Source organism: Rhizobium sp. WYCCWR10014, from assembly GCF_001657485.1.
Taxonomy (GTDB): domain Bacteria; phylum Pseudomonadota; class Alphaproteobacteria; order Rhizobiales; family Rhizobiaceae; genus Rhizobium.
Map to the genome: position 1 here is coordinate 441211 of NZ_LXFU01000051.1, position 11322 is coordinate 452532.

Here is an 11322-nt window from a genome sequence, read left to right on the forward strand (position 1 = left end):
GATGAGGGCAGAGCTTCATCCCTGGTGGTCGGCCTTCGGGCAGTCGGTGGCACCGGACGCGGTCGCGCCCGATGCCGCGCGGGCGGTTATCGCGCATGTCTCGTCCGGCCGCGCGCCGTCCGTCACGCTGATCGCCGCGCGGCAATCCGACGATGGCGCCCTGGCAGCGCTTCACCTCAACATCGAGGTAGAGCGCCCGCAGGACCTGGCAGCGCCCATCCGCGGCTTGGAGCCGGTGGCCGTGGTCTTCGGGACGGGCGGCGAGCAGCCGGCGGTCCTGGCGCTGCGTCTTGATTTCCCGGAAACCATGCACCAAAACTGGACGCCGGACGACACGCCGCGTGCCTTGTGCATCGACGACCGGCCGTGGGAGGAAGCGCGGCTGGCCTTCACGCCCGCCGACTTTATTCGCCGCATCCAGCTCTGGCTCGCCAAGGCGGCTCGCGGCGAGCTTCATGATACGGCGCAGCCGCTGGAACCCCTTTTCTTCTGCAACCCGGCGACCATAATCCTGCCGGCGGCGGCACTGACGCCGGCCGACAATCCTGCCGAACTGGTCGGCCATCTCCGCAACGAGCGGGAGACGATCATCGTCACCGAGTTCGTGCGGCCGGGTGCGGACAGCCCTGATCCGCAGTTCGTGGTCGTCCCCTTGCGCGCCGCGCCGCAGGGTATGCAGCGCCTGCAGCACGCCCCGCAAACACTCAACGCGCTCGCAAAGCAGTTGCATGAGTGCGGCATTGACCTGAGCGCCGAACTCCGTGCCCGCGTCATCGCATGGGCCGGGCTTGATGCCACGGCCGTCCGCCGCCTCCAGGCGCGGATCGCCCTCGTTGTCGCCTTCCCGGTCGCAGGGGACGGCGGCCGTCAGGCCGACGACCTGCGCGCGTTCGTCACCCACGATTCCGCCGGGGATGTCGGTGTCGCCCTCGGCGTGCTCGCGCACAATGACAGCGATGTGGGCTCGGGCAGCGGCTATGTCAGGATGGTCGGCGTAGCCGCCGGCACGGCCGTGCCCGGCCTTCCCATCTCGCCCGCCGACGTGCATCTGGGATTTGACCGCGCTGTCGGCGCGATGATCAGCGGGCAGGCCCGGCCTGATAGGCGCCGCTGCGTCTTGGTCGGCGCTGGCTCGCTGGGATCGCAGCTGGCGGTCAACCTCGCGCGCGAGGGGCGGTTTGATTGGACGATGATCGATCATGACAGCCTGCTGCCGCACAACCTTGCCCGCCACGCGCTCTATCCGATCGATGTCGGCAGGCCCAAGGTCGTGGGCCTGGCGCACCGCGTCGGCGCCTTGCTTGGCGAGCCGGTCCGGTTTTTTCAGGCGAATATCCTCCATCCGCGAGAAGAGCTGGCCGCGGATATCGACGCCGCGCTGGCCGGCGCGGAGATCATCATCGATGGCTCGGCCTCCGTGGCCGTGTCGCGGCATCTTGCCGATCTGCCGCGCCCCGGCGCGCGCCGCTTGTCGGTCTTTTTCAACCCGGCCGGAACGGCGGTCGTGCTCCTGGCCGAAGGGGCCGATCCGGACATCACGCTGCGCGACCTGGAAGCGCAGTATCACCGCCTCGTCCAGAGTGATCCGCAGCTGGCGGCGCACCTTCAGGCCGAGACAGGCATCCGGTACAGCGGCTCTTGCCGCGCCGCGACGAATCGCATTCCGGCGGCGCGGGCGGCGCTGCTGAGTGCGATCGCTGCGCAGGCGATCACCGACGCGCTTTCCGCCCCGCAAGCGGTCGTCCGCGTCTGGACGCTGGGCGATAACCATACCGTCAGCCTGTCCGAACAGCCCGGTTCTCCCGTGCGCCGGATCGCCCTCGGCGACTGGACCGTGACCTACGACCAGGAACTCGCGCGCCAGATCGCTGCTCATCGTGCGGCGGGCCTGCCGCGTGAAACCGGCGGCGTTCTTCTCGGGATCACCGACACGAGCCGCCGCGTTGTTCACCTCGTCTTTGCTTTACCGGCACCGCAGGACAGCGCGGGGAGCGTGACGGCTTTCGAGCGCGGCGTGTCGGGGCTGGCGGCTGCAGTCACGGCGGCCGCCGAACGGTCGCTGCATCAGGTCCGCTATGTGGGCGAATGGCATTCCCATCCGCGGGGCTCGTCCACCCGCCCCAGCGCCACCGACATCCGGCAATTGTGCTGGCTGACCGAGGAGCTGGAGAGCGAGGGCGTTCCCGCCCTGATGGCGATCGCGGGGGATCACGGAGAGCTACGTGTTCTGCTCGCGGGCAGGGACATCCAGCTCCCCGGCGAAGATGCCGCATGAACGATCTCACCTTGGCGCAGGACATCCAGAGCGTGTTCGCGGCCCACGCCGCGCAGGATGATTTCCTGCAGGCCCGCAAGCTTGAAGACACCATCGGCCTGTGCCTTTCAGGCGGGGGCTACCGCGCGATGATTTACCACGTCGGGGCTATCATTCGCCTCAACCAGCTCGGCTTCCTGCCGCGTCTCGCGGAGGTCGCCAGCGTCTCCGGCGGCTCGATCACAGCCGGCCTGCTGGCGCTGCGCTGGCCCGCCCTGCGCTTCGATGAGGATGGCCGCGCGGTCAATCTCGATGAGTTGTTCGTCTCGTCTTTGCTGCGTTTTGCCGGCAAGGGAATCGATATCAAGGCCGCCCTTTACGGCCTGCTGCCGGGCTTCAGCGCGGGCGACAGCCTTGTCCGCGCCTATGATCGGCACCTTTTCCAAGGAGCGTGTCTGCAAGACATCACCGAGTCACCGCGCTTCACCTTCATGGCCACGAATCTGCAAACGGGCAGCGGCTGGCGCTTCGGAAAGAGCTATGCGGCGGACTACCGCGTGGGCCTGATTGACAGGCCGGTGATTCCGCTGGCGCGGGTCGTTGCCGCGTCATCGGCCTTCCCCCCGATCCTCTCGCCGGTGCGTATCGACCTGTCGGGCGAGTCCGTGCGGCCCACGGCCGGCGCCGACCTCCACCGGGCCCCCTTCACCACGACCGCTGTTCTTGCCGATGGCGGCATCTATGACAATCTCGGTCTCGAGCGTGTCTGGAAGCGGTGCCGGACCATCCTGGTCAGCAATGCCGGCCGCACGATCCCCGAAGTCGGCCGCCCCTCGGGGCGCTGGATCGGCCAGATGTTCCGCACGCTCAGTCTGATCCAGCAACAGGCCGAGCATTCCCGGCGGCGTATCCTGTTCGGCATGGCCAACCGGGGACAGCGGCAGGTGGCCTACTGGAGCATCGACGCGGCGCCCGCCCACTACGCCGTGCCGGACGCCCTCCCGCTTTCCGCTGACGAGGCAGTGGCCGCCGCTTCCCTGCGGACCCGCCTGAACCCGTTCTCCCCTGAGGAGCAACGCCTCCTGCTCAGGGCCGGCTATGCTGGGGCCGACGCGTCGCTGCGCGCCCGCGGTATGACACAAAATTCGCCGGCGGCCTGTTACGATTTCCTGCCCTGATACATGCACCTGCTTGGTTTGGCTTCGTCCGTGGTCCTTGATACACGAAGGTAACGGGAAACAGTGAAGTGACATTCTGTTTTGGTGGCGTACTCGTGACAGTAACGAAATCTTGCTTGAGCCGTCGCGCGTCACTCGCGGGATGTTCAGCTCGGCATGCACTCTTATTTACTGCCGAATGGAGCCGCCTTCAAGGTCCTGTGGAGCTTTGATCAAGGAAGTTCCAGATCGTACCGCAGGTGCACAGGTGTGATTGAAACATTTTGCAGCTTTTCGAAACAATTCGAAACGGCCGTGAGCACGAGAGCGGCATGCATGCGGCGGAAAAGCATCGGCCGGATCGGCCGCCGATTAGGCTACAATTTGAATAAATGTTTAGACGTATTCACAACGAGTTTTCGACGACTTCGATGTATTCCTCTCCGAAGGAACACCATCGGCGAGCCCACAAACGTCGGTATGCGGATGGCCGGGAGACGACCGTTCGTGAATGTGTGGTCAATCGTGGCCAAGGTCTTGCCGAACCGTTGCCGCAACATTTCGCTGTTGGTTGAGGCGTTTTGTTTGTTTCCCGTTGCGGCCGACCGTGTGCCGCCCCATCCTCGATGGAGGAGGCGCGTGATGAACAAGCGAAACGAGATGCGAAAGGGGCGGGTGATCGTCGACGCGTCATATACGCCGCTCGGGCCGTTGTCGGCCGCGCGCGTGCTGCGTGATCATCTGCCGACCATCGCGGAGTGGAGAAGCCAGGGCGCAAGTTGGGAGCAGATTGCCGCTCTGTTGAGAGAAGCCGGCTGGCGATCGAGAAAGGGGGAGGAAATCAGCGCTCAGAGCCTGCGTGCCACTGTGTCTCGTATCGAGCGATCGATACGACCGCAACCGTCGCGAAGTAGTGTTGTCGCCATCACGCGTATTCCCGACACCCGACCTTTTCCCGGGAAAGGCAAGATCGAAGACGGACACGCAAGCGACGACGTTGCCGCGCGTATTCGGCGTGCGGCTACTTTGCGATCCGGAGGGTGCGCAGACTGATGGAGAGTGGAAGGCAGGACGTGCAAGACGATCTGAAAGACCTGAGCGAGGAGACGTTTGTCCCGTCCCTGACCGGCGGCGGACGGCCTCAAAGATTGTGGCCGAGATCGCCCAAGTTCCTGAGAAGACGTCGCTTTTTGGTGAGGGAGACAAACGCTGATTTGCAGCGAAAAGCCGGTCTGAAATAGCCCGCCTGCGAGACCTGGATTCCAAGCCTTATCGAGGAACGCTATGCAATTTCTCCCGCGCCGGAGTAGACGGCTGCTTAAGCGTTGATTTAGGCATCCCGATTTTGGCTGCGGGTACTCAACTCCTGCTTTTCAAGCAGGTCTTGCACGTAGGCCAGCCTCACTCGAATAGCCTCAATCTCCTCTACCAGACTTCCCTGGTAAGTTGAACTTCGGGCGAATGACTGTTCAAGGCGATAAACAACCTCAGATGTGATGGTCCGTGAGTTAGCGCGTGCGGCAGTCTCGATTTCCCGTTTCAAATCTTCCGGGATTCGCAACCGAAAATGTGGGTCACCTCGAGTCATCGCGCCCCTCAGCACTTTTCCCTTGCGAAGACGACGCACGGTGTGTTATCGAATTGATGACGCACGGTGCGTCATTGGCTTTGCTTGCGGTAGTCGTACAGAATTTGCTGTCCTGCTCCGATAAGAGAAGGTTGCAAGACGGCGGATCTGTGAGCGAGGAGTGGACGTGCAATCTGAGATACCTGACAGCGTTCATTTAGGCCGGTTCCGATCGGGAGCCGCGTAAATAACGCAGTCTGCCCTACGAATCTAATGAGTCCATAACTCCAGCAGGATCATAACTTGTTGAAGAGGCCGCACGCAAATTAAAGCGAGCGGCAACGCACATTTTTTAGAATTGATCAGAAAGTAGCTCCCATGGAACTACGCCAACTCTCCTACTTTGTCGCGGTGGCCGAGGAACTGCACTTCGGCCGGGCTGCTGCCAAGGTGCGCATCGCCCAGCCGGCGCTCTCAAATCACGTGCAGGCGCTGGAGCGCGAACTCGGCTGTGCGCTGTTCATCCGCTCGACCAGGCGGGTGGAACTGACCAGGGCAGGGGAGATCTTCCACGAGCGCTGCGTCGGGATCCTGAGCGAGGTCGATCTGAGTGCCGAGATCACCAGGGCGGTGGCCGGCAAGACGATCAGGCAGATCAGGATCGGCACCGTCTATCCGGCGACCACCGGCGTGCTGCCGGCGTTTCTTTCAAAGATCGCCCGCAAGTATCCGGATATCCGCATCCATATATCAAGCGGCAATACCGGCGATATCATCCGTGGCCTGGAAAACGGCCAGATCAATCTCGGCTTCATCCGGCCGGTGGAAAACATCGGCTCGCTGCGCTTCTCCTCGATCGCCCATGAGCGTTATCTGCTGGCGGTGGCCAGGACCAACCCACTGGCGGAGCAGACCGAGATTGCCATCGACGACCTGCGCGGGGAGAAGATCATCGCCTTCAATCGCAAGAACCTCTCCTACACAGAGCGGTACTTCAACGAGAAGTTCGAGGAATACGATCTGACCCGTAATATCGCCTATAGCTGCGACGACACCTATTCGCTGGTGTCGCTGGTCTCGGCAGGCCTTGGCATCGGCTTTGCGCCGGAATGGACCGAGGGCCTGCCGAACCGGGCCTTCGAGCTGAAGGCGGTGAGAGGCATCGACTTCCGGATCGGGCTTGGTGTCGCCTGGAACAAGGAGGATCCGACCGCCTCGCGCGATGACATCGTCGATATCGCACGCTCACTGGCGCGGCCGGGCAGGTGAGGCGGGGGTATCGCGGTGCCGGCCTAAGCGGAACGGCTTGCCGGGGGCAGGGTATCAGGCAAATGATGGGACGTCAGGCGGTTCTGCGCAACTGCCTCGCTCATCATGCCCCTGCGTCATCTGCTGCGAGATGGATCCGCTCCTCGATCTTAGTATCGTTACCCTTCAATCGCCGCGCAACAGCAAGGCTGCCGAAACCAATCGACTTATCATAGCGCGCCCGGTCGCTTCGAGGGGAATGGTTGCGAAGGTCCAAGACGTCACGCCGCAGCGTGGGGAGCTGGGTTTGCGATAGTGACGAGGAAGGTGAGGTTGTCGAGCATGTGGGTGCTGTGACATCAGCATCACGTTCGGGACGTGGGCGTAACGCTGATTGGGACGTTCTTTCGTGCAATTGAGGGCATGGGACCAGACTCGCTGGAAGTCGACTCTCTGAGAGCTGTGTACGACGCCGACCCGGATCCAAACTGACGATCCCGGCGACGAGGTCGACGAACTATCGAACGACTGACCCGCTGCCCAAGACTAACCACGCCGGCTGGTTAGGCTGGTTTCTTGTTCAGGATGCATGAGCACTGAAATTCTTTGCTCGCAAGGCCGCATCGCTGAAATGCTTTTGACCACGGATGTACTGGCTCGATGAGGAAGGTCGGCGCAGTTTTCGCCCCGGCCTTTTTGTTGCTGAGGGGCTGGGGTTCCCTCAGGGCGGATCAGTGCCAAGTATCCAGCAACGGCTCGTCGTCGTCAAAGTTTCCATTGCTGGCGGCATCGTACGGGTTGATGCTCCGGCCGCCCGCCACGCGTGCCATATGGCGTCAACTGAACCATGACCTCTTTCGCACGCTCGATGGCCTCGTCTTCGCTTGCAGCGTGACCGTCCGCGACCTTGATCGACACCGCTTCGCCGTCGTCGCCGACAAAGTCTACCCGCCATCCGGTTGTCTCGTGAACAATCTTCGTTTCCAGCAAGTGCATGTGACTACCCTGACTTCCTACCTTTAAGATCTGCCTCGACGCTCTTCCGGAGCGCGTCCATGATGCTGACCACATTCGACTTCGGAGCGGCCTCGGCAGCTTTCCCCTTCGCCGTTCTTTTCGTTTTCAGCGCCTTCTTCTTCTCAGCGATGAGCTTCAGCAGGCTCTCCTGGATTGGATCACTCACCATGTCCGGAGACCAACGCGCGGTCTTCTTCTTGATAAGCTGCTGCACAAGGGGAATGAGATCCGGATCGGCCTGCTCGTCGATGTCTTCGAAGTAATTGTCCTCCGGTCGAACCTCGTCGCCGAAACGCAGCGTCCAGAGTACGATGCCTTCGCCGCGCGGTTCCAGGACGACCGCTCGCTCTCGGCGGCCCATCACGAGCTTCGACACGCCGAAAACCTTGTCGGCCTTCATGGCATCCCTGATCACCGCAAATGCCTCGTTGCCGACGGCGTCGTCCGGCATCAGGTAGTGCGGCTTCTCAAGGTAGATCCACTCGATGCTGTCGGCCGGGACGAACTTGTCGATATCGATCGTCTTCACCGTGTCGAGCGCAACGGCATCCAGATCGTCCTCGGTGAGGATAACGTAGTCATTCTCCCCGCGAGCGTAGCCCTTGGCTTCGTTGTCGTCCCCGACGGGCTTGCCCGTGACGGAATCGATGTACCGGGAGACGACGCGGTTGCCCGTCTCCTTGTTGAGCGTATGGAAGCGAACCTTCTCGCTTTCGCTCGTAGCCGGGGTCATAGCCACGGGGCAGGTGACCAGGGAGAGTTTGAGATAGCCTTTCCAGTAATATTTCGCAGCCATGACCTATCTCCCTAGCTCGCTTTGCGCTGCGGGGCAGCCTTTGAAGTGGCGGACTTCGCTGCCGCCCCGCGCGCGGCGCGCTGCCTCCCGGTGCCAGTGTTGGCGTTGGCGGCAGTGCGTTTCGGTTTGTCAGTAGCGGTTTTCATCATGCCTGCGCTCTCGCGGAGCGCGGCCAGCAGATCGTTGGGCTTCGAGACCTGCACCTTCTTCGGCTTCGGAAGCGACTTGCCTTCCAGCTTCGCCTTCACCAGTTCCGCAAGGGCGGCTTCGTAGCGGTCGTCGAAGGTCGCCGGATCGAACTCGCCCTTCTTGGTGCTGATGATGTGCTTGGCAAGATCGAGCATCTCGCCCTGGATCTTGAGCTTGGGTATCTCCTCGAAAGCCTTTTCGGAGGAACGAACCTCGTAATCGTAGTTGAGCGTGCTGGCGATCAGGCCCTTGCCGTGCGGCCGTATCAGCACCGTACGCATTCGACGAAATAGGACGGTACGGGCGATGGCCGCGACCATCGACTTCTTCATCGCATCGCGCAGAGCCGCGAACGCGTCTCCGCCCATCTTGTCGGGCGTCAGGTAGTACGGCTTGTCGAAGTAGACGTCGTCGACGTCGGAGCGCGGGATGAACGCCTCGATCTCGAGCGTTTTGTTGCTCTCAGGGATAGCGGCGGAAACTTCCTCGGGATCGATGATGATGTATTGGCCGTTCTCGATCTCGAAGCCCTTGGTCTGGGCTTCCTTCGGCACCGGATCTTCGGTCTCGCTATCTACGAAGATGCGGTTGACGCGGTTGCCCGTGGCCTTGTTGATGGTGTTGAAGGTGATGCGCTCGCTAGTCGAGGCCGCCGTGTAGAGAGCGACGCCGCAGCTTACCTCGCCGAACTTCAAAAAGCCTTTCCACTGCGCACGCTGTCCTGACGGCATGACAAATACTCCGAATCACTAATCCGCGACTCAAAGACGTGTCAGGGTGATTCGTTCCGACTCAAAACGAATCATTTTTCAATACTTTACGGAATTTCTCTCCCAAATTGATTCCGCCGTCTTCGCTGGTCGAATTGCGCCCGGCAGTAGTGGAAAGCGGTGGAGATTGTTTAGTTCGAGAGCCACAGTAACCTCCTTCCTCCAGCACCATGCCGGGCACCTCGCTTAGGGGATTCCGCAACTGCTTCAAGCGCATCATCATCATCCATTATCTCGCGGGAACCACCGGAATCGTTATGAGTTTCTACTGCGGACGTTCATTTGAAGGAGAAGCCCCGATGGCACAGACACCGACATCCCGCGGCCGCGCACAGGATCGAGCCCGCGTGGCCGGCGGCCAGGATCACGAGGTCAAGTACGAAGCAACGAAGCAAGGCGTCTCGAAAGATGCGGTTAAGAAGGCCGTGAAGAGCGCTGGAAACTCACGGAAGAAGGTCGAGGCGGAGATTGGTCGCCGTTAGACGGCCGAACGGCGTTGTCCCGTCCACGGACGAGGCAGGTCCCGTGGGTGTCCTGGCTTTGCTAGTCTGGGATCATGGTGACGTCACTATCTCGTTAGGAAGCAGTCATAGCCACGCGAGCCTGCCGCCTCCATGTCTGGGGTAACGCATGTCCAGGTGCATAGAGAAAGACTACCTGCTGATTTCGAAGGCGGTCCGTGAATGGTATCGGCACTACAAGGTGGAGTGGGACGACAAAGCGTCGTCATTTTTGTGCGATGCCGCGATCGACCTCTACGACGACGGCTGTCGCTCGCTAGAGGAGATGGCGACTGTTCTGATCGGCACTTACGTCGGGCTGGCCGCCACGCGCGTAAACGCGCCATCTTCCAGCTCAGTACATTGAGGGCCAGATCAGATCGGGGCTGAACTCGACGAATTCGCACTGCACGTGATCCACTGCCGGCGTGATCCGTCCCAGAACTCCTGACTTTCGATTTGCGACAGTGTTCCACATTCCCGCTAGGGGCTGGGAATTCGCCCCGGCCTTTTTTATTATTCTCACGGTTTGTACCCTGGCGCCGAGCCGAGATCTTGCGACGGCAATTGGCGAGCGTTGAAGATTTGTTGAGGGTAATCCAGCCCAAAGTCGGGAGCCGACGTAGCCCCAGCAACGACTGCCTTGTTGCGTTTCACCTCACCTTAGCGACAGCGAGCAGCAAGAGAGATACGGTGCCCCAGCGCCGATCGTCGGTCGCGATTAAAATCGTGGGGGCGGAATGCAAGGAGTTCAACAACCACTGCTGACCGGTTTCGGGGCCGCCGCGTCGGCTATGGAGGTCGCTCGCGGTCTGGACCTGACGGGGCGGGTTGCGCTAGTCACCGGCGGTTCGTCCGGTCTTGGGCTGGAGACAGCCCGCGCGCTTCGAATGTCGGGGGCGAACGTACATGTTTCGGCTCTTGACCCCGTCGCCGCCCGCACGGCATTGAACGGGATCGGCGGGATTGAGGTATGGCCGCTCGACCTCGCGGATCAGGCATCGGTTAAAGCCTTTGCTAAAACCTTCCTTGAGCACCAGGGTCGGCTCGACATTCTGGTTCTAAACGCAGGAATAATGGCACAGCCGCTCTTTCGCGACAAACGTGGTAGGGAGGGCCATTTCTCGATCAATTACCTTGGACACTATGAGCTCACCGTGCGGCTATGGCCAGCATTGCTCGCCGCCGGGAAATCCAGAGTGGTCGTCCTGTCGTCCCGGGGCCATCAGATGTCCGATGTCGATCTCGAAGATATCGATTTCGCGCGCCGTCCCTACGACAAGTGGATGGCCTACGGCCAATCCAAGACAGCGAATGCTCTCTTCGCGGTATCGCTCGACAGGCGCGGGCGTGGGCATGGCGTTCGTGCCTTTTCTGTCCATCCCGGAATGATTGTCACCCCCGGTATTCGCCATCTATCCCGATCCGAGTTCGACGCCTTCGGCGCGCTCGAAGCGGATGGGACTCCCGTGATCGATCCGACGATGGATAAGAAAACCCCGGAGCAGGGGGCGGCGACGTCAGTCTGGTGCGCAACTTCCCCGGCGCTGAGTTCATCAGGCGGGGTCTACTGCGAGAACTGCGATATCGCGTCCGTTCAGACCGATAGCCCCTTCGGGGTGCGGCCGTATGCGATCGACCCGGAGAGGGCCGAAATCTTGTGGCAAATGAGCGCGATGTTGACGGGTTTAGATATTGTAATAACGTGAAGGCACAGTGTTGTATCTCGCTGGGCCTTTTGGTGCTTGACGGCGGCATGGGCATGTACTGATCACCATAAAAGGAAGATGGACGGCCCGCTGCGCCGTTACCCTACATTTTTCA

At 61.4% G+C, this 11322-nt stretch carries 11 protein-coding genes and 1 pseudogene; 7 read left to right on the top strand and 5 right to left on the bottom strand.

The window, feature by feature from the left end:
- The first annotated feature begins 1 nt into the window (after position 1).
- From A6U98_RS32050 to A6U98_RS32060, 3 genes are all read left to right on the top strand, one after another.
- Complete coding sequence (locus tag A6U98_RS32050) at positions 2 to 2275, top strand: Mov34/MPN/PAD-1 family protein (RefSeq protein ID WP_064655235.1); 2274 nt, start codon at positions 2 to 4, stop codon at positions 2273 to 2275.
- The gene (locus tag A6U98_RS32055; protein WP_064655236.1) at positions 2272 to 3432 is read left to right on the top strand and encodes a patatin-like phospholipase family protein; all 1161 of its coding nucleotides are present in this window, start codon (positions 2272 to 2274) and stop codon (positions 3430 to 3432) included. Before A6U98_RS32050 ends, A6U98_RS32055 begins: the two co-directional genes overlap by 4 nt.
- Before the next feature lie 621 nt (positions 3433 to 4053).
- Entirely contained in the window at positions 4054 to 4464 is a 411-nt protein-coding gene (locus A6U98_RS32060; RefSeq protein ID WP_064655237.1) for a hypothetical protein, read from the top strand.
- Positions 4465 to 4741: 277 nt separating this feature from the next.
- On the opposite strand, the gene A6U98_RS32070 is transcribed toward A6U98_RS32060, so the two are convergent.
- On the bottom strand, positions 4742 to 4999 hold the full coding sequence (locus tag A6U98_RS32070) for an Arc family DNA-binding protein (RefSeq protein ID WP_064655239.1): 258 nt from the start codon (positions 4997 to 4999) through the stop codon (positions 4742 to 4744).
- A gap of 357 nt (positions 5000 to 5356) precedes the next feature.
- On the opposite strand from A6U98_RS32070, the gene A6U98_RS32075 reads away from it, so the two are divergent.
- Complete coding sequence (locus tag A6U98_RS32075; protein ID WP_064655240.1) at positions 5357 to 6247, top strand: LysR family transcriptional regulator; 891 nt, start codon at positions 5357 to 5359, stop codon at positions 6245 to 6247.
- A gap of 710 nt (positions 6248 to 6957) precedes the next feature.
- On the opposite strand, the pseudogene A6U98_RS32080 reads toward A6U98_RS32075, so the two are convergent.
- From A6U98_RS32080 to A6U98_RS36985, 4 genes and pseudogenes are all read right to left on the bottom strand, one after another.
- Positions 6958 to 7222, bottom strand: a pseudogene (locus A6U98_RS32080) (hypothetical protein).
- A 4-nt stretch (positions 7223 to 7226) separates the two neighbouring features.
- On the bottom strand, positions 7227 to 8039 hold the full coding sequence (locus A6U98_RS32085; protein ID WP_064655241.1) for a Ku protein: 813 nt from the start codon (positions 8037 to 8039) through the stop codon (positions 7227 to 7229).
- A gap of 11 nt (positions 8040 to 8050) precedes the next feature.
- Positions 8051 to 8959, bottom strand: coding sequence for a Ku protein (locus A6U98_RS32090; RefSeq protein ID WP_064655242.1), 909 nt, complete (start codon positions 8957 to 8959; stop codon positions 8051 to 8053).
- Between the two features lie 61 nt (positions 8960 to 9020).
- Positions 9021 to 9224, bottom strand: a complete 204-nt coding sequence (locus A6U98_RS36985; protein WP_156667915.1) for a hypothetical protein — start codon at positions 9222 to 9224, stop codon at positions 9021 to 9023.
- Between the two features lie 73 nt (positions 9225 to 9297).
- On the opposite strand from A6U98_RS36985, the gene A6U98_RS32095 reads away from it, so the two are divergent.
- The 3 genes from A6U98_RS32095 (at position 9298) to A6U98_RS32105 (ending at position 11207) form a co-directional block, all read left to right on the top strand.
- A complete protein-coding gene (locus A6U98_RS32095; protein ID WP_064655360.1) occupies positions 9298 to 9480 on the top strand; it encodes a DUF3606 domain-containing protein in 183 nt (60 codons plus the stop codon).
- A gap of 148 nt (positions 9481 to 9628) precedes the next feature.
- Complete coding sequence (locus A6U98_RS32100; protein WP_064655243.1) at positions 9629 to 9865, top strand: hypothetical protein; 237 nt, start codon at positions 9629 to 9631, stop codon at positions 9863 to 9865.
- Between the two features lie 373 nt (positions 9866 to 10238).
- Entirely contained in the window at positions 10239 to 11207 is a 969-nt protein-coding gene (locus tag A6U98_RS32105) for an SDR family NAD(P)-dependent oxidoreductase (RefSeq protein ID WP_064655244.1), read from the top strand.
- Positions 11208 to 11322: the final 115 nt, after the last annotated feature.

Excerpts from the sequence above, each read along its gene's own strand:
- A6U98_RS32050 (WP_064655235.1), top strand. The coding sequence starts at position 2 with ATGAGGGCAGAGCTTCATCCCTGGTGGTCGGCCTTCGGGCAGTCGGTG.
- A6U98_RS32055 (WP_064655236.1), top strand. The coding sequence starts at position 2,272 with ATGAACGATCTCACCTTGGCGCAGGACATCCAGAGCGTGTTCGCGGCC.
- A6U98_RS32060 (WP_064655237.1), top strand. The coding sequence starts at position 4,054 with ATGAACAAGCGAAACGAGATGCGAAAGGGGCGGGTGATCGTCGACGCG.
- A6U98_RS32070 (WP_064655239.1), bottom strand. The coding sequence starts at position 4,999 with ATGACTCGAGGTGACCCACATTTTCGGTTGCGAATCCCGGAAGATTTG.
- A6U98_RS32075 (WP_064655240.1), top strand. The coding sequence starts at position 5,357 with ATGGAACTACGCCAACTCTCCTACTTTGTCGCGGTGGCCGAGGAACTG.
- A6U98_RS32085 (WP_064655241.1), bottom strand. The coding sequence starts at position 8,039 with ATGGCTGCGAAATATTACTGGAAAGGCTATCTCAAACTCTCCCTGGTC.
- A6U98_RS32090 (WP_064655242.1), bottom strand. The coding sequence starts at position 8,959 with ATGCCGTCAGGACAGCGTGCGCAGTGGAAAGGCTTTTTGAAGTTCGGC.
- A6U98_RS36985 (WP_156667915.1), bottom strand. The coding sequence starts at position 9,224 with ATGATGATGATGCGCTTGAAGCAGTTGCGGAATCCCCTAAGCGAGGTG.
- A6U98_RS32095 (WP_064655360.1), top strand. The coding sequence starts at position 9,298 with ATGGCACAGACACCGACATCCCGCGGCCGCGCACAGGATCGAGCCCGC.
- A6U98_RS32100 (WP_064655243.1), top strand. The coding sequence starts at position 9,629 with ATGTCCAGGTGCATAGAGAAAGACTACCTGCTGATTTCGAAGGCGGTC.
- A6U98_RS32105 (WP_064655244.1), top strand. The coding sequence starts at position 10,239 with ATGCAAGGAGTTCAACAACCACTGCTGACCGGTTTCGGGGCCGCCGCG.